Annotated in this window: 26 protein-coding genes and 1 pseudogene; 17 read left to right on the top strand and 10 right to left on the bottom strand. The window is 50.6% G+C overall.

Annotated features, from left to right (window positions below; genetic code table 11):
* Positions 1–116: 116 nt before the first annotated feature.
* The 3 genes from yebS to rsmF all read left to right on the top strand — a co-directional run bounded on the left by yebS (position 117) and on the right by rsmF (position 5,561).
* Positions 117–1,361, top strand: coding sequence for a membrane integrity lipid transport subunit YebS (yebS, locus tag K6L24_RS09795; protein ID WP_062746224.1), 1,245 nt, complete (start codon positions 117–119; stop codon positions 1,359–1,361).
* Positions 1,330–3,963, top strand: a complete 2,634-nt coding sequence (locus tag K6L24_RS09790; protein WP_062746226.1) for a PqiB family protein — start codon at positions 1,330–1,332, stop codon at positions 3,961–3,963. The genes yebS and K6L24_RS09790 overlap by 32 nt, the downstream gene beginning before the upstream one ends.
* A gap of 158 nt (positions 3,964–4,121) precedes the next feature.
* The gene (gene rsmF / locus K6L24_RS09785) at positions 4,122–5,561 is read left to right on the top strand and encodes a 16S rRNA (cytosine(1407)-C(5))-methyltransferase RsmF (protein WP_072277464.1); all 1,440 of its coding nucleotides are present in this window, start codon (positions 4,122–4,124) and stop codon (positions 5,559–5,561) included.
* 285 nt (positions 5,562–5,846) lie between these two features.
* On the opposite strand, the gene K6L24_RS09780 is transcribed toward rsmF, so the two are convergent.
* A complete protein-coding gene (locus K6L24_RS09780; protein ID WP_062746228.1) occupies positions 5,847–6,140 on the bottom strand; it encodes a hypothetical protein in 294 nt (97 codons plus the stop codon).
* Positions 6,141–6,443: 303 nt separating this feature from the next.
* Between K6L24_RS09780 and K6L24_RS09775 the strand changes: the two genes are divergently transcribed.
* Together K6L24_RS09775 and K6L24_RS09770 are read left to right on the top strand one after the other, a co-directional pair.
* Positions 6,444–7,232 (top strand): spermidine synthase, encoded by a 789-nt coding sequence (locus K6L24_RS09775; protein WP_222682259.1) that lies wholly within the window; start codon positions 6,444–6,446, stop codon positions 7,230–7,232.
* A 115-nt stretch (positions 7,233–7,347) separates the two neighbouring features.
* Positions 7,348–8,526 carry an AI-2E family transporter gene (locus K6L24_RS09770; protein WP_137269686.1) on the top strand — a complete coding sequence of 393 codons (1,179 nt, stop codon included), beginning with the start codon at positions 7,348–7,350 and terminating at the stop codon, positions 8,524–8,526.
* A 58-nt stretch (positions 8,527–8,584) separates the two neighbouring features.
* Here the strand turns inward: K6L24_RS09770 and K6L24_RS09765 are convergent.
* From K6L24_RS09765 to K6L24_RS09740, 6 genes and pseudogenes are all read right to left on the bottom strand, one after another.
* Positions 8,585–8,944 (bottom strand): annotated as a pseudogene (locus K6L24_RS09765) (bleomycin resistance protein).
* Positions 8,922–9,206 (bottom strand): hypothetical protein, encoded by a 285-nt coding sequence (locus K6L24_RS09760; protein ID WP_222682258.1) that lies wholly within the window; start codon positions 9,204–9,206, stop codon positions 8,922–8,924. The pseudogene K6L24_RS09765 and the gene K6L24_RS09760 overlap by 23 nt, the downstream one beginning before the upstream one ends.
* A gap of 390 nt (positions 9,207–9,596) precedes the next feature.
* On the bottom strand, positions 9,597–10,637 hold the full coding sequence (locus K6L24_RS09755; RefSeq protein WP_222682257.1) for a TIGR04086 family membrane protein: 1,041 nt from the start codon (positions 10,635–10,637) through the stop codon (positions 9,597–9,599).
* 424 nt (positions 10,638–11,061) lie between these two features.
* Positions 11,062–11,697, bottom strand: a complete 636-nt coding sequence (locus K6L24_RS09750; RefSeq protein ID WP_222682256.1) for a hypothetical protein — start codon at positions 11,695–11,697, stop codon at positions 11,062–11,064.
* Entirely contained in the window at positions 11,694–12,374 is a 681-nt protein-coding gene (locus K6L24_RS09745) for a DUF6610 family protein (protein WP_222682255.1), read from the bottom strand. The genes K6L24_RS09750 and K6L24_RS09745 overlap by 4 nt, the downstream gene beginning before the upstream one ends.
* Before the next feature lie 70 nt (positions 12,375–12,444).
* A complete protein-coding gene (locus K6L24_RS09740) occupies positions 12,445–13,287 on the bottom strand; it encodes a phage repressor protein CI (protein WP_222682254.1) in 843 nt (280 codons plus the stop codon).
* A 114-nt stretch (positions 13,288–13,401) separates the two neighbouring features.
* Here K6L24_RS09740 and K6L24_RS09735 point away from each other — a divergent pair, with 114 nt between their 5' ends.
* The 6 genes from K6L24_RS09735 to K6L24_RS09710 all read left to right on the top strand — a co-directional run bounded on the left by K6L24_RS09735 (position 13,402) and on the right by K6L24_RS09710 (position 15,388).
* Positions 13,402–13,803: a hypothetical protein gene (locus tag K6L24_RS09735; RefSeq protein ID WP_222682253.1), complete on the top strand. Its 402-nt coding sequence runs from the start codon at positions 13,402–13,404 to the stop codon at positions 13,801–13,803.
* A gap of 31 nt (positions 13,804–13,834) precedes the next feature.
* A complete protein-coding gene (locus K6L24_RS09730) occupies positions 13,835–14,344 on the top strand; it encodes a phage regulatory CII family protein (RefSeq protein WP_187509068.1) in 510 nt (169 codons plus the stop codon).
* Positions 14,345–14,351: 7 nt separating this feature from the next.
* Positions 14,352–14,537 (top strand): phage filamentation protein Fil family protein, encoded by a 186-nt coding sequence (locus K6L24_RS09725; protein WP_222682252.1) that lies wholly within the window; start codon positions 14,352–14,354, stop codon positions 14,535–14,537.
* Positions 14,537–14,866: a hypothetical protein gene (locus K6L24_RS09720; RefSeq protein ID WP_245006731.1), complete on the top strand. Its 330-nt coding sequence runs from the start codon at positions 14,537–14,539 to the stop codon at positions 14,864–14,866. The genes K6L24_RS09725 and K6L24_RS09720 overlap by 1 nt, the downstream gene beginning before the upstream one ends.
* 67 nt (positions 14,867–14,933) lie before the next feature.
* Complete coding sequence (locus K6L24_RS09715) at positions 14,934–15,161, top strand: DUF2732 family protein (RefSeq protein WP_118664030.1); 228 nt, start codon at positions 14,934–14,936, stop codon at positions 15,159–15,161.
* Complete coding sequence (locus tag K6L24_RS09710) at positions 15,140–15,388, top strand: TraR/DksA family transcriptional regulator (protein WP_338121344.1); 249 nt, start codon at positions 15,140–15,142, stop codon at positions 15,386–15,388. The genes K6L24_RS09715 and K6L24_RS09710 overlap by 22 nt, the downstream gene beginning before the upstream one ends.
* A gap of 16 nt (positions 15,389–15,404) precedes the next feature.
* Here K6L24_RS09710 and K6L24_RS09705 read toward each other — a convergent pair whose 3' ends face one another.
* A complete protein-coding gene (locus tag K6L24_RS09705) occupies positions 15,405–15,995 on the bottom strand; it encodes a hypothetical protein (RefSeq protein ID WP_162900968.1) in 591 nt (196 codons plus the stop codon).
* Positions 15,996–16,045: 50 nt separating this feature from the next.
* Here K6L24_RS09705 and K6L24_RS09700 point away from each other — a divergent pair, with 50 nt between their 5' ends.
* From K6L24_RS09700 to K6L24_RS09675, 6 genes are all read left to right on the top strand, one after another.
* Positions 16,046–18,394: a replication endonuclease gene (locus K6L24_RS09700; RefSeq protein ID WP_222682311.1), complete on the top strand. Its 2,349-nt coding sequence runs from the start codon at positions 16,046–16,048 to the stop codon at positions 18,392–18,394.
* Between the two features lie 133 nt (positions 18,395–18,527).
* Positions 18,528–18,713, top strand: a complete 186-nt coding sequence (locus K6L24_RS09695; RefSeq protein WP_118664027.1) for a hypothetical protein — start codon at positions 18,528–18,530, stop codon at positions 18,711–18,713.
* Positions 18,714–18,730: 17 nt separating this feature from the next.
* Complete coding sequence (locus K6L24_RS09690) at positions 18,731–18,973, top strand: DinI-like family protein (RefSeq protein WP_222682251.1); 243 nt, start codon at positions 18,731–18,733, stop codon at positions 18,971–18,973.
* Complete coding sequence (locus tag K6L24_RS09685) at positions 18,963–19,187, top strand: hypothetical protein (protein ID WP_118664025.1); 225 nt, start codon at positions 18,963–18,965, stop codon at positions 19,185–19,187. The genes K6L24_RS09690 and K6L24_RS09685 overlap by 11 nt, the downstream gene beginning before the upstream one ends.
* A 318-nt stretch (positions 19,188–19,505) precedes the next feature.
* The gene (locus K6L24_RS09680) at positions 19,506–20,684 is read left to right on the top strand and encodes a hypothetical protein (protein ID WP_222682250.1); all 1,179 of its coding nucleotides are present in this window, start codon (positions 19,506–19,508) and stop codon (positions 20,682–20,684) included.
* A 1-nt stretch (position 20,685) separates the two neighbouring features.
* Positions 20,686–21,225 carry a hypothetical protein gene (locus K6L24_RS09675; protein ID WP_222682249.1) on the top strand — a complete coding sequence of 180 codons (540 nt, stop codon included), beginning with the start codon at positions 20,686–20,688 and terminating at the stop codon, positions 21,223–21,225.
* 71 nt (positions 21,226–21,296) lie between these two features.
* Here K6L24_RS09675 and K6L24_RS09670 read toward each other — a convergent pair whose 3' ends face one another.
* Together K6L24_RS09670 and K6L24_RS09665 are read right to left on the bottom strand one after the other, a co-directional pair.
* Positions 21,297–22,340, bottom strand: a complete 1,044-nt coding sequence (locus K6L24_RS09670; RefSeq protein WP_222682248.1) for a phage portal protein — start codon at positions 22,338–22,340, stop codon at positions 21,297–21,299.
* Positions 22,340–24,103, bottom strand: a complete 1,764-nt coding sequence (locus tag K6L24_RS09665; RefSeq protein ID WP_222682247.1) for a terminase ATPase subunit family protein — start codon at positions 24,101–24,103, stop codon at positions 22,340–22,342. The genes K6L24_RS09670 and K6L24_RS09665 overlap by 1 nt, the downstream gene beginning before the upstream one ends.
* Between the last annotated feature and the right edge of the window lie 144 nt (positions 24,104–24,247).

Raw genomic sequence — 24,247 nt, 5'->3', positions numbered from 1 at the left:
AACCTTAGAATTATCCGAACACTAAAGCATGGCTATACTGAGTCTAGCTCTCCTGGCGTTAACCAGCCTAACCTGCCCTGTACCTGCACTGTCTGGGCTAAAGCACGATCGGGAATATGAAAATAAACGCCATTAGTCATGCTCTGCCACAGGCACGTTATCAGCGATGTCCCCAATGTGATACCCTTTTTTCCTTACCAGATGTGAAATCACGCCAGTCAGCGCACTGCCCTCGTTGCAACGCGCTTATCCTTAACGGGCGCGACTGGTCAATGACACGTCTGACAGCGATGGCCGTCACCATGTTGCTGCTGATGCCCTTTGCATTTAATGAATCGCTGATGTCGATCCGACTGCTGGGCACCAATATTTACGCCAGCCTGCTGGGGGGGATCGTGCAAATGACCCAGCAAGGGGACGTGATCACCGCCTCGATGGTCGCCTTCTGTACCATCGGTGCCCCGGTGACCCTGGTGGCGTCGATTGCCTACCTCTATTTTGGTCATAAACTGGGCATGAACCTGCGCCCGGTGCTGCTGATGCTGGACAGGTTAAAAGAGTGGGTCATGCTGGATATTTATCTGGTGGGTGTTGCCATCGCATCAATTAAGGTTCAGGAATATGCGGATATTACCCCCGGGATTGGGCTGGTGGCCTTCGTCCTGCTGACAGTGCTGAGCCTGGTGACGCTGATTCATCTTAATGTGGAGCAGCTGTGGCATCGCTTCTATCCGCAGCCCCATCCTCACGTCGCCCCTGACAAGCTGCGGGTCTGTCTGAGTTGTCACCACACGGGTCTGGCTGACGATCGGGGACGCTGCCCACGCTGCCATACGCCCCTGCGCTATCGCCGCCGCTTCAGTCTGCAAAAATCTTGGTCATCCCTGATAGCCTCGATTATTTTATTGATCCCGGCGAATCTGTTACCGATTTCGATTATCTATCTGAACGGTGCCCGTCAGGAGGATACTATCCTCTCTGGAATACTTTCTCTGGCCTCCGGTAATATTCCTGTGGCTATCGTGGTGTTTATTGCCAGTATATTAGTACCTTTTACGAAAGTTATCGTGCTGCTGACGCTGCTTGTCAGCATCCACTTCAAGTGTGAACAGGGTCTGAAAACCCGCATCCGCCTTTTGCGCGTGGTGAAATGGGTGGGCCGCTGGTCGATGCTCGATCTGTTTGTCATTTCATTAACGATGTCGCTGGTCAATCGCGACCAGTTACTGGCTTTTACTATGGGACCGGCTGCCTTCTATTTTGGGTCAGCAGTCATACTCACTATCCTTGCCGTTGAGTGGCTGGATAGCCGTTTACTTTGGGATGCACATGCAACAGGAAACGCCGACTACACCGACTAGCGCACGCATCAAAAACCGGCGCAAAATATCGCCGTTCTGGTTGCTGCCGTTTATCGCTTTGCTGATTGCCGGCTGGCTAATCTGGACGAACTATCAGGAGCGTGGCACAACGGTCACCATCGACTTCGCGACGGCGGACGGCATTGTGCCCGGCCGCACCCCGGTTCGCTATCAGGGGGTGGAAGTGGGTCTGGTACAGGGCATCAGCATGACCGATGACCTGCGCACCATTAAGATCAAAGCCAGTATCAAGAGCGATATGCGTGATGCCCTGCGCAAAGATACACAATTCTGGCTGGTCACGCCGAAAGCCTCTCTGGCCGGTGTTTCTGGACTTGATGCGCTGGTCGGCGGTAATTACATCGGCATGATGCCGGGCAAAGGGGAACCGAGTGAAAACTTTGTCGCCCTTGATACCCAGCCTAAGTATCGTGTGAATACCGGCGAAATGATGATCCACCTCCATGCCCCCGATCTGGGTGCGCTGAACAGCGGATCGCTGGTCTACTTCCGTAAAATCCCGGTGGGTCGTGTCTATGATTACAGCCTGAATTCCGGCAATCAGGGCGTCACCATCGACGTCCTGATTGAACGCCGCTTCACCAATCTGGTGAAAAAAGAGAGCCGATTCTGGAATGTCTCCGGCGTAAAGGCCGATGTTGGTCTGAGCGGGGCAAAAGTCCAGCTGGAGAGTCTGGCGGCCCTGGTCAACGGGGCGATTGCCTTCGATTCGCCGGAAACCTCGCAGGCGGCTAAATCGGATGACAGTTATTCCCTTTATCCCGATCTGGCCCAGAGCCAGCGCGGCGTGATGATTTCACTCGACCTGCCTGACGGCAAAAACCTGAAAGAAGACAGTACCCCGCTGATGTACCAGGGGCTTGAGGTGGGTACGCTGACCAAAATGACGCTACTGGACAATGGCAAAGTCAGCGGCGAACTGACGCTTGATCCTTCGGTGACCGGTCTGATGCGCACCGGTACGCGTATTGAAATGCGCAGCCCGAAAGTCAGCCTGAGCGACACCAGCCTGAGCAGCCTGCTGACCGGTAATACGCTGGAGCTGATCCCGGGCGAAGGCGCGCCGCAGACTCATTTTGTGGTTCTGCCAGACAATGAGGCCCCTCTGCAACAGCCCAATGTGCTGGAGCTGACACTGACCGCCCCGGAGAGCTATGGCATTGATGCCGGCCAGCCGCTGATGCTGCACGGAATGCGCATCGGTCAGGTGGTGAAACGTACGCTGACCGAGAAAGGGGTGAATTTCAAGGTGGCCGTGGCCGCGGAATATCGCGATCTGGTGCATGCGGACAGTAAATTTATTATTAACAGTCGTCTTGACGTTAAGCTGGGCATTGACGGCATGGAAGTCCTTGGAGCCAGCGCACGTGAATGGGTAGACGGCGGTATCCGCCTCGATCCCGGTAAAAAGGGCGAACCCAAAACCGATTACCCCCTTTATGCCAACAGTGAAAAAGCGCAGGAAGGCATCACTGGCGATACACTGCCTACCACGCTGACGCTCACTGCCAGCAGCCTGCCCGATATTCAGGCCGGATCGGTGGTGCTGTTCCGCAAATACCAGGTGGGTGAGATTGTCAGCGTGAAACCGCTAGCCGATTCGTTTGATGTGAACGTTCATATTAAACCTGAGTATCGCCGCCTGCTGACACAGAGCAGCGTCTTTTGGGCCGAAGGTGGTGCAAAAGTGCAGCTGAATGGAAGTGGGTTAACGGTGCAGGCGTCACCGCTGAATCGGGCCCTGAAAGGGGCGATCAGCTTTGATAATCTGTCCGGTGCTGGGGTAGGCTTAACCCGCAAAGATAAACGTATGCTGTATGACTCTGAAACGGCCGCGCGCGCTGTCGGCAGTCAGATTACGTTGCGCACCTATGATGCCAGCAAGCTATCGCCGGGAATGCCAATCCGCTATCTGGGCATCACCATCGGACAACTGGAATCACTGGCCTTAGGCGAAGGGAATAAGCAGGTCATTGCGAAAGCGGTGCTCTATCCGGAATACGTGCAGGATTTCGCCCGTCTGGGTACGCGTTTCTCAGTCGTTTCTCCGCAAATTTCTGCTGCCGGGGTAAACCATCTTGAAACCCTGCTGCAGCCGTACATTAATGTCGATCCCGGTAAGGGGCGCGGTCAGCGTAGCTTTGAACTGCAGGAGTCAACCATCACCGATGCCCGCTACCTTGACGGTCTGAATGTGGTGGTCGATGCACCGGAAGGCGGTTCGCTCTCGGTAGGCACACCGGTATTATTCCGTGGTGTGGAAGTCGGGACGATCACCGGAACGTCACTCGGTGCCATGGCCGATCGCGTGCAGATCACGCTGCGGATCAGCAAGAAGTATCAGCATCTGGTTCGTAATAACTCGGTGTTCTGGCTGGCTTCCGGCTATAACCTGAAGTTTGGCCTGATCGGTGGGGTCGTGAAAACCGGCACCTTCCAGCAGTTTATTCAGGGCGGCATCGCCTTCGCCACACCGCCTACGGTACCGCTGGCACCACAGGCATCATCCGGTAAACACTTCCTGCTGGAAGATGAAGAACCAAAAGACTGGCGTAAATGGGGCACCGCCCTGCCGCAATAATCGCTGATACCGCTGTCCCGGAGCCTTATGTTGCCGCATAAGGCTCCGTTCTTTCTCTGCAATGATTGACAGGAACAGACTACTTTTTTGGACTCTGCTTTTTCCACCCGCCCTGAGCATGCTAAACTGGCCGAACTTTTTCCTCCTGGATCCAGCCTGTGTCTCACTCTTCCCGCGTCTTTTTTCCGCAAGCCTTTCTCGATCAAATGCAGCAGTTACTTCCTGACAGCGTCGAATTTGAACGTTTTATTGCCAGCAGCCAGACCCCGCTGCGCCGCAGTATACGCGTCAACACGCTGAGGATTAGCGTCGGGGACTTTCTCGCCCTGGTCGCCCCCTGTCAGTGGACGCTGACGCCCATTCCCTGGTGTGAAGAAGGTTTCTGGATCAGCCGTGACGACGCCGATACGCTGCCGCTGGGCAGTACCGCCGAACATCTTGCCGGACTGTTCTATATTCAGGAGGCCAGCTCCATGCTGCCGGTCACCGCACTGTTCAGCGGGAATGCCTCGCCGGAGCGCGTCATGGACATGGCCGCGGCCCCTGGTTCGAAAACCACCCAGATGGCGGCCTGTATGCATAACCGGGGCACGATCCTTGCCAATGAGTTCTCCGCCAGCCGCGTTAAGGTACTGCATGCGAATCTCAGCCGCTGCGGTGTCAGCAATACGGCAATGACCCACTTCGATGGCCGTGTTTTTGGCCCGGCGCTGCCAGAGTGTTTCGATGCGGTTCTGCTGGATGCGCCCTGCTCGGGCGAAGGCGTCATTCGTAAAGATGCCGACGCCCTGCGCAACTGGTCTGAAGCCAGCACCGCAGAGATTGCGGCTACCCAGCAGGATTTAATCAACAGCGCATTTCACGCTCTGCGTCCGGGTGGCACACTGATTTATTCGACCTGCACCCTGAACCGCACTGAAAATCAGGCGGTCATTGCCTGGCTGATGGCGCAGTACCCGGACGCCGTAGAAATTGAGCCTCTGGGCGGATTGTTTGACGGCGCAGACCGGGCCGTGACACCGGAGGGCTTCCTCCATGTATTCCCGCAGCTTTTCGACAGCGAAGGTTTTTTTGTCGCCAGACTGCGCAAAACAGCCAGCGTGCCGCCGCTACCGGTGCCCGGCTACAAGGTCGGTAAGCCGCCATTTACGCCGCTTAACCGTAAGGAACAGCAGGAAGTGACGGCTGCCGCTGCACGCTCGGGCCTGCGCTGGGACGAGGCGGAACTGGCCTTATGGCAGCGTGATAAAGAACTCTGGCTCTTCCCGCGCGCGATGGAGTCTCTGCTGGGACGGGTCCGTTTTTCACGAATCGGACTGAAACTGGCCGAAACCTTCCCGAAAGGCTACCGCTGGCAGCATGAAGCGGCGATTGCGCTGGCTGATATTACGGTCGCCCATGCCATTGAACTGACCGCCAGCGAGGCGGAGGAGTGGTATCGCGGTCGGGATATTTACCCGGACCGTGACCTGCCGGGAAATGAATTGATCATCTGTTATCAGCAGCAGCCGATTGGCCTGGCCAAAAAGGTGGGTAACCGCATCAAAAATAACTATCCCCGCGATCTGGTTCGTGACGGGAAATTATTCAGTCTGTAAATGCCGGGCGGCTTTTCGGAGCCGTTCCCCTGCTATTATCTGAATTTTACCGCACGTATTGACGCCCGGTTTAATGCCAGAGGGTTAAACTGGTCCTTTTCTGACCTTCACGGATTCGAAAGCCATGAACAACCGCACGCAGTTTTACTTTACGCTGGCGCTGATAACGGCAGGCAGTCTGTTAATCATTGAAGTGCTGGCCAGGCTGGTACATTTGATCATCGTGGGATAGCACAAAGGAAGCCGACAGTAAGTGCCAGGGCCACCACAGCCCCGGTAACTGAATTATTTCAACGCGCGCGGGTTCTTACGCAGCGAGGCACTCCAGTTAAAATCTTTAATTTCACTCTCTTTCGCCGCAGAGGGTTTACGCGGTTTTTTCGCCAGCACGACTTTGCTGCTTTCACGCACCACACGCTCTTTCATCACCAGTCGCTTAGCTTCTTTCAGGATCTCTTTCTCTTCTTTCTTACTGGCAACGTGACTCAGTTTATCGGTCAACGTCTTAACCCGCTGCTCCACCAATACTTTTTCTTCATCCGTAAACTGGTCGATGGAAATTTCTTTCTCGCTTTTCATGCAACAGGCTCCTGGCCAGTTAGCAGTGCCACGGGTATCCGAAACACTGGGCCACCTGCCATCGTAAAGTGCCGGGCGCTTGTAAACAAGACTCGATGGAAGAATTTGAGATATGTTTACGTCGCTGACTTCACTTACGGGTAAAATAGAGGCAGGTTGCTGAAAAATGCATCCGTGGCAAAAATTTCCTGCCGATCCGACCTGCACCGCACGACCATTGCTCTGCACGGCGGTAAAATGCAAACATGGCACCTGGATAAATTAAGGAACTCAGCTCAGGCTGAAGGTCACGGAGTTATCACTATGTCCGATATCGATCTGTACACCTCTTCCCCCCTCTTTCGTATCCGTGGCGACATCGTTACTACGGTGAAAGATGATCATGGCGAAGTGATCGTCATCGATAATAAAACGTTCCGCATTATGAGTTTTGACCGCATATTCGAACAAAGCAAAATGCAGAAGAACCATTCCGCTCTGCCGGTCCATTTTTATATCCGGGCGATGCTGATGGCAGTGGCACTGACGCCGGCTAAACGGGTATTGCTGCTTGGGCTGGGCGGCGGCAGCCTGGTGCGGGCGCTCTTTGCCCGCGACCCGGATATCGTAATAGACGTGGTCGAACTCCGGCACGCTGTGCTGGCCGTGGCGCAGGACTACTTCCATCTGCCAGTCAGCGAGCATATTCACTATCAGGTGGCGGATGCGGGTGAAGCCATAGCACGTGAAACCGGTCGCCGTTACTCGCTGATCTTTTCCGATCTCTATTCCGCCAATGCGATTGCGCCGCTACAGACATCAGAGAGCTTTCTTCGTCACTGCGCCGCTAAACTGGAAGACGGAGGGTGGCTGGTGCTGAATCATGCCCATAAGCCGGAGGCGAACTCCCCCTTTTCCTGTGCCCTGACCGCGCTTTTCACGACCGTGCTCTATTGCACTACACCGACCGGTAACGTCGTGATTTATGCCAGCTCGTCGCAATCATCCCATCCGCTTGCTGGCTGGCAACAGCAAATGAAAGAGACGGGCAGCGACTTTGCCACCGATATGAGCCCGCTGGCGCAAAAGCTGACTTTCTGGCCTGGCCCTTAGCGGCGGCCACCATTTGACTTTCTTACGGCTAAATGACGCATAACCATTGCTGCTAACCCAGACGTGGTCTATTTTTAGCGCGGGCAAGGAATAAGTTAATTACCGAGACAATAAAATGATTATTAAGGGCATTAGTAAGGGATTCTTTATTTTTATACTGGCCGTCACCACGCTGGCTTTTTTTCACATCCTGGGACCGTATTTTTCCGCCATCCTCTGGGCTGCTATCCTGGCGATTATTTTCCATCCGCTGAAAACTAAAATCAGAAAACACCTCGGCGACAGAAACGGGCTCTCCTCGCTGCTGACGCTGCTGGTCATCTGCCTGATTGTGTTTATTCCGCTGGCTATCGTCGCCTCCTCACTGGCGGTAGAGTTCAACGCGCTGTACAACCGGCTGCAGGGCAACCAGACCGAGCTGACCACGGTCGCGGCAAGTATTGTTAACCACCTGCCGGACTGGCTGCGTCACTTCCTGGCAGAAAACAACATGAACGATGCCGGGGCCATTCAGGAGAAACTCTCCGGCGTGGCCATGAAAGGCGGCCAGTTCTTCGCCGGCAGCCTGATGATGATTGGTAAAAGCACTTTCAGCTTCACCATCGGTTTTGGCGTCATGCTTTATCTGCTGTTCTTCCTGCTGAAGGACGGTGCCTACCTGGTCGGCCTGACGCTGGACGCGATCCCATTGTCGCAGTTTGTAAAACAGCATCTGTTCGTCAAATTCGCGGCTGTTTCCCGCGCGACGGTGAAAGGCACGGTCGTGGTCGCCGCCGTACAGGGTGCGCTTGGAGGGATTGCCTTCTGGTTCGCGGATATTCAGGGCAGCATTTTATGGGGGTCGCTGATGGCCTTTCTGTCCCTGATCCCGGCAGTGGGATCAGCGATCATCTGGCTGCCGGTAGTGCTGTACTTCTTCTTCTCCGGCGCGTTGGTGAAAGCGCTGGCGCTGACCTTCTTCTTCGTCGTGGTGATTGGTCTGATCGACAATATCCTGCGCCCGCTGCTGGTGGGCAAAGACACCAAGATGCCGGATTACCTGATCCTCATCACCACCCTGGGCGGGATGGAAATCTACGGTCTGAACGGCTTTGTCATCGGGCCGCTGATCGCCGCCCTGTTTATCTCCTGCTGGAACCTGTTGTCCGGTAAAGATCACAAGGGGAATACCGACGAGATTGATCCTGACTTTATTGAGGAAGGTCAGACGCATCAGGAAAACCAGGAGCGGGAACAGCTGGAGAAAGAAACTCTGCAGAAAGAAGCAGCACTGCAGAAAGAGAGCCAGTCGTAACCCTCAGCGGGGCTCACTGAGCCCCGTTTTTATTTTCCCACAGATGACGCCCACCGTTTCAGTTGCCGATTAAGCGTATCAGCGTACCGTCACCATCCAGCAGCGCGCCGATCTTCATGCCAGAGGATTGGACTTCAGGTGGATGAAGACGAGGCAGACCAGCCCTCTTCTCCTCTATTCCTGCCGCCAGCAAGATGGCATAAAACGCATCGACATCATCAAGCCGCAGACAGCAGCTAAACCAACTGGTGTAAGGGTCAAGCCCGGGATGTGGGAAAAACTCCAGCGTCAGGTCTCCCCGAACCATGATTAATCAGTGGGCGTCTTTAAAGGTGGTGGTGAAGCCCGCCCGGCAATAAAAGGTTTCTGTATCAGTAAAATTGCGCGAAGGCAGATTAGGGGTAGCGCGATCGGTCATTATGGTTTCTCTCTTCCCGGGCTGCAGCCTCGTTATACAGGCGGTTTCCGTACCACACAGCCGCCGCGCCCATCAGCATGGCTACGATAGCGTAAGGCATCTTATCTTCTTCTGTGCCGCCGATCCCGCCGGCAGATAAAAAGAACAGCCCGGCGATAAGTGACAGGGTCACTTTTTTAATGTTACCCATCGGCTTCATACAGATACTGCGTACCGCCCACGCCCCGAGCATTAAGCCCAGCAGCCCTAACATGGTTCCCATCACAACACCTTTTTCAGTCGAGGCCCAGTCCATACCGGGCAACGGTGCCCGCAGCAGCTTACACCGGATGCAGTAAGACGTTGAAGATAGTGCGATAAGGAACCGGTAAAAGCAAACGCTGGCCCCGGGTTTACACAAGTTTAATCTGGGTGGCGTTTCTGTGCTGTGGCGAATAAGGACAATGGGGTCGCCGCCCAGCGCCTTATCGACAAGTTGCACACAACCTGCCTACCGGAGTGGGTTGCCGGCAAAGATATCCGGGCGGGATGGCTGACCCAGCGTTACCCTGGAGGGCAACCGGGAACCGACCGCTGACGACCGCAGGCAGCACGGTGTCAGCACCGCCAGACGAAAAAAAGGCCCCAAAGGGGCCCTGATAGCACTGAACGATCAGGCTCTGACTTTACGGTATTCAGGATGCGTATTGACGCCCCAGAAACCACTCAGCGTACTGACAATCGCGCCAATTAATAATCCGATGAAGGACCAGAGAGCAATTTTCGCGCCTGCCTTAGCGGCGGCATCAGCTTTCTCTTTGGCTTTTTCTTTAAACTCTGCATATTTCACTTTCGCTTCGTTCACATTCTTTTCTAACTGCGACAGACGCTGATTCACTTCCTGTACAGTTTTATCGCGAGTCTGAATAAAGTTTTCGACCGCTTTGTCCGCTTCTTCAGGCGTCATGCTGGTATTCTGCACCAGCGCCTGCTTCACCTCATTTTTATCAATCGCCTGGCTAAGGGCTTCCGCCCGGCTTTTAAGTTTATCTGTTAATCCCTTAATAACGGCATCACTGTTATCAGGATTTACCGCCAGGTTTTTCACCGCGCTGGCAACATCTTTACCCGCTTCTTCCAGCTGGGTCTGCAGATATTCCGGCTGCAGCTCTTTAATACCGCTTTTTTTCAGGGCCTGAACAACCTGATCGTCGGCATTATCCGGATTGAGTTTGGTATCAAGGCCAAGATCACCATAGATATTCTGGCCGATGCTGGCGGCCCCCTGTGCGGCATGACCGGCCACGCTGCCCATTCCACTGGCCAGGCTGCCGGTGGCTGACGCCACGCTGCCCACAGCGCTTCCGGCCGTATTCAGGATCCCGCCTACGGCGGCAAAGCCCAGTACCGTGGCCACCAGCAGGGACGTAGCCCAGATAAGGAAGCCGTGAATGGCCCCGTCCGTGCCGGCCAGACGGCCGGTAATAAAGCCACCGCACGCCAGACTGATCACCCCCCCGATAACGGACCAGGCTAATACCGCCGTGTCGGCCCCATTGACGATGTCATCCGACTTGGGCGACAGCATGGATAAACCCAGGCTGGTGCCCAGCATGGTTAAAAGAAGAGAGATCGCCATCGCCGTTACCACACCGGCAATAATACTTCCCCACGAAACACGTTTGGTGAGCGCCAGCTCATTTCTCAGTTCCATTTTTAGACTCCAGTCTGAAATTACAGGAATTATTGCCGTTTGCGTTTTGAGTATAGGTGGCAGTTCAGACTATTGGCGATATTAATAAAATAAATAAGCAAAGTTATAGGCATCAGTCAGTTAGCAGGAAGATATTTGTAACACCCCTTCCCTTTTCATTTACAACAAAAACAACACCCCTGAAAAGACGCGTGTATTATCTCTCGGGTAAGTTAAAGCCGCGTTTTAAATACCGCTATTCCATAGAGCAGAAACCCGCATTACGCCATATTAATAAAAATGATGCATTCAGAAATGAGTAAAACTATTTCGGGTGGAAATGATATAAAAAAAGACCAAATACGATTTTCGGTCTTTTAAATCAATCATTTAAATTAATAAATGGCGACAAGATGGCTACAGACTTCGTTAGCAAATTTTATTATCAGTTACTAGTTTTATCTGGATGACCAATACTTGGTTTGACAGAGGATCTATCTATAGATATACCGGGGGAATTGCCTACAAACTCAGCATATTTTCTGTTTGCGTTCCTGTATTGCTTCAATATATAGAACGCCCCATATATTGCAATAACATATGGTATGGTGCGAATAAAATCTATGTTTTCTAGCTTTAATTCAACGGAAAAACCCGGCACAATTCTGGTATAAAAATGATAACCAATAATTAAAACACCTAAAATCGCCCCTAGATTTCTTTGAATTTTTAAATGAGTGAGCATTTTATTATCGGTGCGGTGACTACCAAAATAAAAATGAATATCTTTCAAATCTGTTACTTTTAGAAACTGTCTTTCAATATTAGCTATTATAACTAGATTCCTGTTATACCAATAACCAGAATCAATTAAGTGATCAAACAGCCAGATAATCAAAAGAATTATTATCCCCATAGCTAAATCAACATTTAGAAGATTTTTCTCAGCTAATGAGAGTAATGTAAAAGCACCAATAACCACACTTATACTTTGCCAAACAATAGTTATATGCCTGCTAATCTCATTATTCAAAGTCTCATACATTTTTATAAGTAAATCATCTCTTTTACTGTTACTCATACAAGTACCTCCTGAGATAGCACATTAGATAAATTGATTGAATTCAGGTATCCATCCCAAATCCTGTTGATATTAAATAAGGATTTTTTTAAACATTTTTCATATGTTCCATTTGAATCCTTAACAAATCGTTCACCATTGAAGTAATACCCATACTTCGCGTCTAGTGTAAATCGATTACAGTCAAATGACATTACATCTAATTTATCAGCTAATTTCCTTTGCACATCAGGCCTCCCCCCCAGAAGATGGACTTTTCTATCAAAGCTTTCAATTGAAACTTCTGTGCCACCATATCTCGTAGGCACGCTGTAAGCTAAAATGAATTGCTTTGGTATAAGTTCATGCAAGCGATTATTTAGTCGAGTATCTTTAGGGATTATAGCAACATGGATGCTAAATTTACTTAGGGCTTCAGCCTCATACAATATTGCGTCTAGCTCATCGATAGACTCAACATCTCTAGCCATAGTTATAAAAGGTTTTTTTTCCTGAACAGCAGCTAAATGTCGAGAAAAATTGTATTTTTTCCAGTCAACATCCATAAACCCTTTAGCTTCAAAATCTATCCCTTTCAAATCTCTTAGGTTGGTATATTTTGCACCCGGAAGCCAACCATAAGATTCTGAGATGTTAATTACCCTTTGGCTATGCGCTACAAACTTCAACACCCCCATACATATCCTTATATCTTATTTTAGTAACGCTATTTAACGTAGCACCAAAAACAAAGCTAATAATTTATTTTTATGAACTATAATCCATTGTTAATATCACTTTTCCTGCACTATTTACCTCATCAGCGCCACAAATGAAGTTTGTTCCCTTGCTCGTCACGCTAATCTTACGCCCCGGTAAAAGGGCAATATCATAGACGTCGTATTTATCATCGATACCGAGCAACCAGCGACCATTGCTGATGCCGTATACGCTCTCGTCAACAATCCACGACCCGGTATTACTTGAAATAAAAACCGGCTCATTAAGAGCGTGCGGGATAAAGCTTAAATCGACCGCCCAGCTTCCTGCACCATGCAGCACACCTGCCGTCAGATTCTTGCGTGGGATTACCGTAGCTGTGCTTTCTTTGGCGCTATCGCCTGCTTGTACGCCCTTCCCTGTCGCCAGCCACTGTAAAGATGCGCCGGTATCAAGTGCACATGTCACCACCACGTCGCCAGGAAAGTAATTTCTGCGCACCCAGGTACTGACCGTACCAGATGAGATACCCAGCAGCTCACAGAGTTGTTTTTGCAGAGTAAAGCCGTAGGCGTCCATGATGCGGCGCAAAACTGGCTTGCCGCCGTTTGAAGTGATCTCAGTGTAGAGGGCTTCACCTTTTGGGGAATTTGGAGAGGCGTCTAAATTTGCATTTGCAAGTTTACCGCTTGTGAGCCAATGGAGATCACTGCCGGTATCTAATGCACACTTCACAAACGCGCTGCCGGGAACGCTGTCACGCTGCACCCAATTACTGACATTCGCAGCAGGCACGCCAAGGCATTCAGCCAAAGCTTTCTGCGTCGCAACACCATAGGCAGACGACAGACGCTCGACAATTTCCAGCGCCGTTCCTTCGCTAAAATCCATAAGCCACCAAATAAATAAACATTTGTTGTTTACTAAACGCCATTTGATGATCTAGGATGTATCACACCACATGAAACACCGTAGAACAAAACGACCCAAGGGAGATACTGCGTTATGCATACTGAAAATGCAAACAGTGAAAACGCATTTGACTTACTGCCGTCACAAGATCTGATCGCCAGTCTCGCTATAGCGCTAATGCCTGCGCTTAGCGCCGTGGTTAACACCGCCGTTGAAAAAGCACTGGCGGTAAACACCTCCGCCACCATGTCCAAAGAAGACTTCGCCGCCGCTAACGGTATCAGTAAGTCAGTGTTAGAGAAGTGGATTGCTAACGGCGTTGTACTTCTCGCTCCTACCCCAACCAGCACCGTCAAGCGTACCATTGAGTGCAAAAAGACCGGACAGACGCGTACTGACGTAATGGAAAAACATGGTAATGCCCTGGTCAACGTAGCCGCATGGCGGGAAAAGAACCGTCAGCATGCCCTCAAATGCCGCTACATCAAGCCATAACTTGATTATGCAAGTTTCTCAGGAACGAGCCATGTTTGATTACCAGGTATCTAAACAGCAGCTTCTCGATTCGGCCTGTCGCCAGTTTGCTCAAAATCACAACCTGTCAGAGCTGGCTGAAAAGGTCGGTATGCGGTCACAGGTGCTTCGCAACAAATTAAATCCGGAACAGCCTCACCAGTTAACACTGGCTGATGTGCTGGCACTTACGGATCTCACAGAAGACGCTTCATTGGTTGATGGATTGCTGGCGCAATTGAACTGCCTGCCCTCGGTGCCGGTAAATGAACTATCAGCAGATAACCTGCCGAACTACGTTTTGCACGCCACAGCTGCTGTCGGGCAAATGGCCGCCGGCGCTGTGTCTGGTGAGCATATGACGCAATCACGCAAAAATGCTTTTGTGAATAGCGTCAATTCGGGTATTCGCTGCCTGACACTGGCGGCAATGGCTGTACATACACGCATTCACAGCAATCCTGCGATGGCTTCTACTGCTGATGTTATTGGTGGTATCAGCGCATCAATCGGCCTGAGCTGAGGTAGTTATGCCTATATCTATCGCGCCATTGCTAAAGCGACAGTCTCCTTCCCTTTCGTTTGGCCACGGCTGGATTATGGGATGTGAAGGTAAGCGCTGGCATCCAAGCAACGATCAGAAAGTACTTTTGCGTGAGCTGTCATCTGTGAAGCCCAGTTTTATTCAACGTCTCTCAACATTATGGGGTAAGTAATGACTTTTAATGTTCACTCTCACCTTGAGGCGGTTAAAGAGCCGATGCCGTTTGAGCAGTTCCAGGCGCGTCGTCGTCAGCTTCGCCAGAAAAATGACAATCCAGCACTACGGTATTTTAATCGACTGGATCATGACTTTAAGTTTGTGGTTTTAACTCTGGCCAATCGTGATCACACAGCCGCATTCAAGGCTGATGAAGTCGGTAAAAATTTTGAAGAATTTGACGAGGCTCGCCGCCTCTACATTATCGAGGCAATGAACAAGATTTCCCGCTGGGGAAAAATGCTACCGCGCTATCTGTCATTCGCCGACTGCGCACTTTCCTAATAACCCCCAAATTAAGTTAAAGGCGTAAACACGCCGGGCATTCTTTTGCCTGAATATGAGATTAACTATGCAGAATATTGATAACAAAAAAATGGTTGCTGCAGCAGATGCCGTATTGGTACTGCTGAATAAAGCGCGCACTGAACAGAAGAAAGACCAGGCGCTGGCCGTTTCAATCCGTCTTGAAGCAATTGCTATCTATGCACAGCGCAGCGAATTGTCTGCCGTCGAGATAATCGAATTATTGCGGCAGGAAGCTGGCCGCTTTGAGGCATGCTCACAGGAGCTGCACTAATGGCCGACTCAATGGATCTGGTACAGCAGCGCGTTGAGGAGAATCTCGCACACGCTCTGGCTAATACCCTCAAGCGTTCAACAGCTCCGAGCGCTTTCTTCTGTGAATGCTGTGAGTCACCTATCCCTGCAGAGCGCCGTAAAGCGCTGGATGGGGTAACCCTGTGTGTGAATTGCAAAGAGATAGAAGAGCACAAGAACTCTCACTACAAGAGGATGGCGGTTTAACGCCATATTCAGATGATTAAACTTCACGCTGGGTATATATCGGGTACTGACCATCACGGCACCCTGGAGTGTCTTTGCTATCAACCTGCGCAAGCCACAGCGGATATACATTGCCAGCGGCCAGCGAAGCAAGAAATTCACCAAAATGAGAGGGAACCAGAAAAAGTTCTGTCTGCGTTGGCACAAATCGTCGATCGCCAAGTGCAAAAAGCTCAACTGTTTGGCGAGTCGCATGAACAGAAATGTGAATATCTGACTCTAGAGATCCCTCATTCACCCACTCAGGAAATCCTTGTGTATGGGTGTGCGGGGTCGGTTGGAGCACGATATTCAATGCGCGCTGCACTGCTCCTGTCCATTCTTCGCGAGGTCTCCACTTTGCTTCAACGGCCCATTGGAGCCGACGAGCAATCTCATTTCGACAGGGTTTTGAGGGAAGCCAACGTTCTAATTCGTAATTTTTCGTGTGACTCAAAAACGCGTCACATGCAGCATACATTTCGCTCGATGATAAAATCCTTACAGCGCCTTGAGGTGCAGATGCGGCCGCATGCATATTCATCATCTCGTCATAATAAGGACGATTGAGCGGTGGATAAGACAACATCGGAGACTCCTTCCTTTGGAAATAGTGGCAACTGTAATGCTGTTACTGGAATTCAACAAGCCTATGCATACCCGTGGAACGCACCACGGGATGCAATAAGTAAGCCTTACCTCGCAACAACCAATATCCAACGCCGCGCACAGATGTTCGCGGCGCTTTTGCGTGCGCGTGACCTTCTCCAGGAACAACCGATCATTATTCAGATGGATGTTAAGCGCCGTTTGAATGATTTGGAAAAAACAGAAGGTTTAGCCCGTGCCAATGCGTACTTAACGAAAACATTTGTCGAGCGCACATTGCCACGCGTTGAGCGCGTCAATGCCCAATATAAAACTGCTGATATGCACCCTGATATGTTTGCAATGCTTGCAGCTCACGCGCCCGCAGGTGATCGCGGCGTGTCTGCTGCCTCTACTTTATGGGCGCTGAACGGCCGGTTTAACCGCCTGGCAGATATGTCCCGTGCCGATGTAGATATGCTGGCCGGTGATATCGCAAGTTTCATCTCTGCTGAAATGGCACAGGCTCATACCGTTGTCATTGATGAGTCAGATTACAAGTATGCGCACTTACTCTACACCGTTGCTGCAGCTATCACCCGCCAGTTAAAGCAGACACCTCCGTTGTGGGACAAAGTAACCTCAAAATTCTTTGGACCGGAGGACGTCGCCTCTGCACTTTCGCGCATGAGTGCCGAGAGGTGGTGGAAGAACCGCCTGCGCCGCATTGCTGCTTCATGGCGCGAACATCTTCAAATTGCCCTTGCTAACGTCAGCAAAAAACACACGCCTTACGCCAGCACGATGAACGTGATCGAATGGCGTGAGCAGAAGCGCCGAACTCGTGAATTCCTGAAAGGGATGGATCTACAAGACGATGACGGGAATCGTATAAGCCTGATAGACAAATATGATGGCAGCGTGGCTAATCCTGCAATTCGTCGCTGTGAGCTTATGACCCGTATCCGTGGCTTTGAAGATATCTGTAATGAGATGGGATTTGTAGGTGAGTTCTACACCATCACTGCCCCATCACGTTATCACGCAACGATTAAGACCGGTCACCGTAACCGCAAATGGAACGGTGCCAACCCTGCTGAAACACAGCGTTACCTGTGCAACCTGTGGCAGAAGGTTCGAGCAAAACTCCATCGCGAAGATATCCGCATTTTCGGTATTCGTGTTGCGGAGCCACATCATGACGCGACTCCGCACTGGCACATGTTGATGTTCATGCTGCCCGAAAATGTTGATCGCGTTCGTCAGATAATACGTGACTACGCCTACCAGGAAGACAGCCGCGAGCTGACCACCGAAAAAGCCAGGAAAGCCCGCTTTCATGCCGAAGCGATCGACCCTGAAAAAGGGAGCGCCACCGGATACGTTGCGAAATACATCTCAAAAAATATTGATGGTTATGCCCTTGATGGTGAGCTGGACGACGAGAGCGGGAAAGAGTTAAAGCAAACAGCCCCGGCTGTCTCTGCCTGGGCGGCACGTTGGCACATCAGACAGTTTCAATTTGTCGGTGGCGCACCTGTTACGGTTTATCGCGAGCTGCGCCGCATGGCCGACAGTGAAACAGCACACGGCCTAAGTGTAGAGTTTGCTGCTGTTCACGATGCTGCCGATCAGGGTGAATGGGCAGAGTATGTTAACGCCCAGGGCGGGCCGTTTGTTCGGCGTGATGAATTAGCCGTGCGCACATGGTACCAATCAGGTGACGAGCTGAATGAGTACGGCGAAGAAACGGTACGCATCAAAGGGGTATATTCCACCGCCGTTGGCGAAGATACACCTATCCTGACTCGCCTTGTGCAGTGGAAGATCGTGCCTAAAAAAGCCACTCAGCAGGCTGACGCATCAGATGCCCCGCTTTCGGTTTTGTCAGTTGAATCTGCCTTTGATTTTGTTTTTGACCTTGAGGGCGCGCCTGCGTCCTCTCGGAGTTCTGTCAATAACTGTACGGGGAGTTCGGGATCTGAGGATCCGTTGCCGCCGGATGTAGTGGCAGAGATGGACTTTGACAGTATGCCCCGGCTGGAACGGCGCCGACTTTTGAAGAGATTGACCAGCGAAAGGTCTAAAAGAGCAGCAAAAACCTTCAGGCGATCTGACAAAGTTGAAGCCGCATGCGCCAGTGTCATCGAAGAAATCAGAGAGCTGACCGGGGAAACAATCACTCGCGGGTTAGCTACACGTCTAATACGCGGCGCCGACACTGAAATAGCTGGTGAATGGTGCCGCAGCGCCAGTAGCGGGGAGCTTTTCCGCGCACCAAAACCTGTTTTGGCTGCAGACCTGTCAGCCAGGCTTAATCATCTGCGTCAGTTGGCCGCAGCAAAAAACAGTGCGGCATCAGCTGCTGTAAGCCCTCTAACCGCAGACCATGACAACTAACACATTGTACCAACGTGTTTTTATCAAGGTAATCATTGAGGTGCGCGTTAAGGCAGCGCTTAACAAAATCCTTTCAATCCACTTAATCACCATGATACTGTATATAAACACAGTATTTTTATAGGGAGGGAATATGCAGCTGGACGAACTGAACGCCATGCATAAAAAAATGGCGTGCGTACGTTTTATCGCCGAGGTTTCGTTAATAGCGAACTGCAAACCAACCGATTTTGAGCTGGCGCTGACCATCATTGCTGACCTGGCTAATTCCGAGCCATGTAACGATGGTAGTGATGGCTTTTTTTACTCTGCTGATTAGCCTGGATGGAGGTTGCAATGCGAGTTGATATCACTCTGGATCGAAAACATAACTTTAGCCAAGAAGCATTAGACGATTTGCGCGCCGAGTTACACCGCCGCGTGTTGACAGTATTTCCTGCAACGAAAGTCATTCTCCGCAGCGCCGCCGTGCCAGCTATTGAAATGGCCGGCTTCAATCTCGCGTCTGACCGAGAAACACTTAACCAGATACTGCAGGAAGTTTTGAAGTTGGATCCAGAGGCTGACTATGGCGCGTAAAGACTATGCGATGTTCACTGCATATCGAAATGCAGTCACACACCGTGGAAACTTCAGGGAGATTGCTACCTCTGATATGGTGAGGCTGGTTAGTGCAGCCGGCTACGCGATTACTCCTGCTGAAGCGAATAACTACATCACCTCCCAGCGGCAGAACGTGAAGATAGTCACTGAAGGTCTGCACGGTTTTCACATCTACGCCTTCACTCATTAATGCCCTTTCAGGCCCCCACATCGGTGGCCTGTAGCCATGCATGCACAGAGTGCATGGATCCGCATGTAGGATCCCCTGCCCTACACTCCTCACCACACCAGTTGTGGCGCGGCTTCGTGAGGATCGTGCAGTTGCATGAAATGAGGTCACTAAAGCGGGCAGGCGTGGCGGGGATAGCATTGCGCGCTGAGCCTGTTGTACACCAGTGATATTTTTCTACTGAACGTCCATAAGCATATTGTGACAAATGTAAAATTTGCTTAATATAATTAACCATAGCAATATCTTAGCAAGCTAATAATTCAAAAGGAATTCATTATGGACGTTGGTTCGGTTACTTTTTTTGATATTAATGCCTTTGGTTTTTATAGGCTAAAACGCGACTCAAAAAATCTTGACTATAAATTTGGAACATTAACTGAAGTTATTCATGATCTTACTGAATGGTTGAAGGATAAAAATTTTGAGGACACACTGCCATGGTCTGCAGATGAGCAGCCTTTAAAGCAAAAAGTTTATTGTCGCGGAATAGTTACTGATCCTGAAACTAAAGACTCTATCATTGTACTTTATCGTGGTGTAGGTGATGGCAATGGAATTCATGGTATTAAAGTGGGGTCTAAAATTGGTTCAAATGTCACAGGTACGGTTAAAGCCGGTAGTAAAGTCGGTAAGGATGAAGTAATTTGGGGGGAAGCATTATATTATTGGATAATTCCCGAACTCAATAAAATAGCCTCAATTAGATTCCCTCATTCATTTGCAGACACTTATCTTTTTTGCAACTACTTTTCTCAGCACGTCAACAACAATAGTAGATTCGGCGAGCGAAAAAAATCGAAGCGAGAGGTTGAATCCAAAAATAATCCGGGTAGGGTCGTGCCAATTTACAACGTTACATTCCCATTTGGGAATGGAAAAGAAAAATGTAATTGCGTATTTAAGTTTACAGCTGAAGAGACCAAATTAAAGGCTGCCAAAGAAAATTTGGCAGCCTTACGTGCAAAAATAACACAAACTATAATTCGCGACACAACTGCAACCAGATTAGAAGATCCACGCGAGCCAATACTTCAACTTTCCAGCACGGCTTTAGCCTCTTTGTTTGGAGCCAGTGTTCGGAATGCAGTAATAGGCGAGCCTCCCCAATTAGTACAACCAAAAAAAATCCAAGTCACTGTTGATGGCGCACCTTCTTTAGAGGAGCTCAACACGCTATTCAAAATGAGGGAAGAGGATTCTGACTGGGTTGATGTTGGCTTCAAACTTGTCAATGACGACAATCCTATTTGGCTTACAAGCTATGTAGCAAGAACAAAGTTACCGATTGATGGTTCCGAAGGGAAGGAACATTACTCACCTGAATTCTTGCTTTCTAATATTAATTTAATACGTGGCGACTTACTGCATCAAGTTAAGCAACAACTTGAAGAAAACCAAAAAGAAGCGGATAATATACCCGAAGAAGATAAAAACGAACAGACTGCGGAAGGATAAGATGAAAGAGCAAACAAAGAGGCTTACTTATATTGTAATAAAGCAGCAAATATTTAACATATTAATTTTTGCTGCATGTGTCTTTGTTAGCATACTAATTTACAAGAAAATTATCTTCAATGATTTAAAAGACATACTTTCTACATTGCTTAACCTCTCAGCCGCAATTTTTACAATTGTAGGGTTATGGGTGGGGTTTCTTTATCCGAATGCAATTAATAGCATTATTAAAGATGATATAAGCTACATAAAAAACCAGAAAGATGCTCCTCGCATTGAAAAGCTAGTATATGTCATAATAATATCTGCTTTAGTGATGCTTGGAACACTTGTTATTTTCTTGCTGAGAGTCGTAATCCCAACATTCCCTTTATACTTTAACAACATAAAAACCTTCAAAATAGCCTGCTTGACATTGATTTTTTTTATGTGCTGGATGCAATCTAAGTGTGTATTTAGCATCATCTTAAGCAACTTACACTTTGTGAACAGCTTACATGGCAAGTTAAATAAAGCCAAATTAGAACATACTGATGACTAAGCTTTAATGCTTATTATCTATGAAGCAAAAAAGCCTGCACCCGCAGGCTTTTTTATATAGTATTTATTAAACTACTCCCCTTCCCCTTCCAAACTGTAATTTTTAAACAAAATAACCTCATCACCAATCCAATTGTTAATTTCTTTTATCCTCTCTTGCAGCGGCGTCAACTCATTCCTCACGAACACCTGTGCCGCCTTAACCACATCACCAAACCCGCCCGCATTATCCGGGATAATACCCATCATCTGAGGCGGCACCCGGTGCGCGGCTAGCAGGTCGTCACGGCTGGCCTTTTTGATATTGAAAAAGTCATCCTTCGTGGCGACTTCACTCAGCGGCAGGATCTTAATCCCGTCCGGCTTGCCATTCGGCGCATACATAAACAGGTTGCGGAAATTGCCCACGCCTTTAGTGTCACGCATTGCTTTTCGCATCTGCTCTATATCGCTGCTGCTCTGCGCTGCGTCCGTCATATACAGGATGTAACCCGCGTGCGCGCCGTTCTGGTAATACTTGCGCCGGTACAAGGTGGCCGCTTCATTCAGCCAGGCCGAGTTAAGCGCGCTAAGGTATTCCGGCAGACCGTAAATCTCCTGGTTAACATCCGGCTCCAGTAGCTGGAATACGCTGCCCGTCTCGAAACGATGCGCATCTTTCCAGTCATTGATAAACCAGAACGTGTCATCCTCAACGCCGCGCCGGGTATATTTCGCCGGTGAACACTCCACGCGGAACCCCTTCCCTAACGCATTTTTGCGCAGCTCCGCGAAGCCGTTACCGAAGGTCAGATAGTCCAGCACGATGCGGCTGAAATCCTGCTGACTGAGCATCGGGTGCGGGATGTAAGTAGACAGCAAAATATTGCGCTTAACGTAAATCGGTGAGCTGTGGTGTACGGCAGCGCGCAGGCTTTTCGCCAGACCGTGGAAGCTCACTGGCGGTTCGTACCAGCGCCCGTTACTGATGCACTCGGCGTAATCCAGAATATCCCGCTTATCAAGTACCGGGATCGGCTCACCGAAGCTGAACGCCTCGGCCTGCTGGTTGGATGTAGCCGCCATTGCTGGCGTGTATTTTTCCTGAAAAGACTTGCGGCCTTTACGCTTGCTCATTAATAAAACTCCACAAAGTTTTGACTCTGACCACCGGCGGCGGCGGTAAGCGGTTCGTTTAAAAGTGCGTGCATGATTGCCCAGGCGACATCGGCGTGGCTGGCCTCTTCGCTGCGGCTGGCTTCATAGGTTGATCGGTTCCCGCTGGCGGTCATCGTTTTGCGGATAGCCATAAAGGACTGCGTGATATCCGTATGCCCTGCGTCGTACTCAAGGCGCCCGCTGGTGATCGTGTCCTTCGCTTTCAGGACCATCGCGGTTTTCACCTCTGGCGTGTAACGGATTTCACGGGCTGCGGGGAAGAACTGGCGCACAAGCTGGAAAACACCCTGGCCGATACCGGTGGCATCAATCCCGATGTACTCGACGTTATATTTCTCCGTCAGCTCCTTGATGGATGCTGCCTGCGCGGCAAAATCCATCCCGCGCCACTGATGGCGCTCCAGCACGCGGAACTTACCACCGGGAACCAGAGGCGGCGCGATGACGGCACAGCCTGCGCTGTCGCCCGTGTGTGACGGGTCGTAACCAATCCAAACGGGGCGATAGTCGAAGGGACGCAGCAGGAACACGTTAAAGTCATTCCACTCTTCCATGCTGTCGATCATGCAGGTCTGCAGCTCGGCAAACGGGAATACGCTTGCCTCGTCATCGACAAACTCACACATCAGCAGGTTCTGGTACTCAGACGGGCTGTATTCCAGCGACAGCTGATCCAGGTCGAACAGGTTGCAGCCCCCGGTCAGTGCATCTTCGACTGTGACTATCTGCCGCCACTGGCCGTCTGCACACAGCGAGCCGTTGGCCAGGTGTGAATGACTGAGATCCAGCTCGATGCGGTCGGCGCGGTTGCGTCGGCCCTTGTTAAACAGCTCGCCTGACCAGAACGGATAGGCGCTGTGCGACAGGCTCGACGGCGTGGAAAAATAGGTGGTGCGCCATTTTTTATGCAGCGACATGCCGCTGGCGACTTTGCGCAGCTCCTGGAATTTCGGTATCCAGAAATATTCATCGAGATAGAGATTGCCCGTGTAGCTCTGCGCGGTCCTGACGTTGGTCCCCAGGAAAATAAGGCGTGCGCCGTTCGGCAGCACGATGGGATCGCCCTTAAGGTCCACATCAACCTCGCGGGCAAAGTCGATGATGTAGTTTTTAAAGACGTGTGCCTGTGCCTTGCTGGCCGAAAGGAAAATCTGATTACGCCCGGTCACGAGGGCATCGATCAGGGCTTCGCGGGCAAAATAGAACGTCGCGCCGATCTGGCGTGATTTAAGGATGTTGCGGATTCGGTGTGTCAGCCCGGCTTTATGCCAGCCAAGCTGATACTCAAAGCAGCCATCAGTAAACAGCGACGTCAGTTTCTCCGTGGCCTCTTCGCTGAATACGTTCTTAGATGCGGGTTGCCGTTCGCCCCTGTTGCGGTTGCGCACGTTAGGATTGAGATCGGCCTCATTGCCCGTGCTGCGGTAGCGTTCAACGCGTGCCAGGCGCTCAATCTGACGTCCTAACGCCTCTATCTCCTTGTAATCAGCATTCCCCTTTACCTCCTTCATGATGATCTGAATTAACCGCGCTTCCATGCTGGCCTCAACGCGGCTGATGGGCGCAATGCTTTCCCATTCGTCGCGGAGTTTCCAGCTCTGCACGGTCGGCGTTTTGATGCTGAGCGTTTCCGCAATCTGGCGTACGGAGAAACCCTGCCAGTAAAGCAGAGCGGCCTGACGGCGGGGATCGCTGATGATGGTGCTGGGTGTCATATTCATGGCAACAAGGCTACCGGGGCAGCAGCGATTCGCGCCCGTTGTCCCTGCTTGCTCATAAGCCAGCAAGCCGGGTTTCGTTGAGCGGGGTTGTGATCGTGGTGAAACTGGCCGTGACCTGAACCAACCCACTGACCGGAGCCTGAT

Origin of the sequence: Erwinia persicina (genome assembly GCF_019844095.1) — a bacterium.
Classification (GTDB): domain Bacteria; phylum Pseudomonadota; class Gammaproteobacteria; order Enterobacterales; family Enterobacteriaceae; genus Erwinia; species Erwinia persicina.
This window is presented reverse-complemented; position numbering and strand designations above follow the sequence as displayed.

What these genes read in the sequence shown, in the direction of transcription:
- K6L24_RS09675 (WP_222682249.1), top strand. Translation starts at nt 20,686, where the DNA reads ATGAAAGAGCAAACAAAGAGGCTTACTTATATTGTAATAAAGCAGCAA.
- K6L24_RS09735 (WP_222682253.1), top strand. Translation starts at nt 13,402, where the DNA reads ATGCATACTGAAAATGCAAACAGTGAAAACGCATTTGACTTACTGCCG.
- K6L24_RS09730 (WP_187509068.1), top strand. Translation starts at nt 13,835, where the DNA reads ATGTTTGATTACCAGGTATCTAAACAGCAGCTTCTCGATTCGGCCTGT.
- K6L24_RS09780 (WP_062746228.1), bottom strand. Translation starts at nt 6,140, where the DNA reads ATGAAAAGCGAGAAAGAAATTTCCATCGACCAGTTTACGGATGAAGAA.
- K6L24_RS09740 (WP_222682254.1), bottom strand. Translation starts at nt 13,287, where the DNA reads ATGGATTTTAGCGAAGGAACGGCGCTGGAAATTGTCGAGCGTCTGTCG.
- K6L24_RS09695 (WP_118664027.1), top strand. Translation starts at nt 18,528, where the DNA reads ATGCAGCTGGACGAACTGAACGCCATGCATAAAAAAATGGCGTGCGTA.
- K6L24_RS09745 (WP_222682255.1), bottom strand. Translation starts at nt 12,374, where the DNA reads ATGGGGGTGTTGAAGTTTGTAGCGCATAGCCAAAGGGTAATTAACATC.
- yebS (WP_062746224.1), top strand. Translation starts at nt 117, where the DNA reads ATGAAAATAAACGCCATTAGTCATGCTCTGCCACAGGCACGTTATCAG.
- K6L24_RS09670 (WP_222682248.1), bottom strand. Translation starts at nt 22,340, where the DNA reads ATGAGCAAGCGTAAAGGCCGCAAGTCTTTTCAGGAAAAATACACGCCA.
- K6L24_RS09770 (WP_137269686.1), top strand. Translation starts at nt 7,348, where the DNA reads ATGATTATTAAGGGCATTAGTAAGGGATTCTTTATTTTTATACTGGCC.
- K6L24_RS09665 (WP_222682247.1), bottom strand. Translation starts at nt 24,103, where the DNA reads ATGAATATGACACCCAGCACCATCATCAGCGATCCCCGCCGTCAGGCC.
- K6L24_RS09790 (WP_062746226.1), top strand. Translation starts at nt 1,330, where the DNA reads ATGCAACAGGAAACGCCGACTACACCGACTAGCGCACGCATCAAAAAC.
- K6L24_RS09755 (WP_222682257.1), bottom strand. Translation starts at nt 10,637, where the DNA reads ATGGAACTGAGAAATGAGCTGGCGCTCACCAAACGTGTTTCGTGGGGA.
- K6L24_RS09710 (WP_338121344.1), top strand. Translation starts at nt 15,140, where the DNA reads ATGCTCACAGGAGCTGCACTAATGGCCGACTCAATGGATCTGGTACAG.
- K6L24_RS09715 (WP_118664030.1), top strand. Translation starts at nt 14,934, where the DNA reads ATGCAGAATATTGATAACAAAAAAATGGTTGCTGCAGCAGATGCCGTA.
- K6L24_RS09680 (WP_222682250.1), top strand. Translation starts at nt 19,506, where the DNA reads ATGGACGTTGGTTCGGTTACTTTTTTTGATATTAATGCCTTTGGTTTT.
- K6L24_RS09690 (WP_222682251.1), top strand. Translation starts at nt 18,731, where the DNA reads ATGCGAGTTGATATCACTCTGGATCGAAAACATAACTTTAGCCAAGAA.
- K6L24_RS09720 (WP_245006731.1), top strand. Translation starts at nt 14,537, where the DNA reads ATGACTTTTAATGTTCACTCTCACCTTGAGGCGGTTAAAGAGCCGATG.
- K6L24_RS09685 (WP_118664025.1), top strand. Translation starts at nt 18,963, where the DNA reads ATGGCGCGTAAAGACTATGCGATGTTCACTGCATATCGAAATGCAGTC.
- K6L24_RS09750 (WP_222682256.1), bottom strand. Translation starts at nt 11,697, where the DNA reads ATGAGTAACAGTAAAAGAGATGATTTACTTATAAAAATGTATGAGACT.
- K6L24_RS09775 (WP_222682259.1), top strand. Translation starts at nt 6,444, where the DNA reads ATGTCCGATATCGATCTGTACACCTCTTCCCCCCTCTTTCGTATCCGT.
- K6L24_RS09705 (WP_162900968.1), bottom strand. Translation starts at nt 15,995, where the DNA reads ATGTTGTCTTATCCACCGCTCAATCGTCCTTATTATGACGAGATGATG.
- K6L24_RS09725 (WP_222682252.1), top strand. Translation starts at nt 14,352, where the DNA reads ATGCCTATATCTATCGCGCCATTGCTAAAGCGACAGTCTCCTTCCCTT.
- K6L24_RS09760 (WP_222682258.1), bottom strand. Translation starts at nt 9,206, where the DNA reads ATGGGAACCATGTTAGGGCTGCTGGGCTTAATGCTCGGGGCGTGGGCG.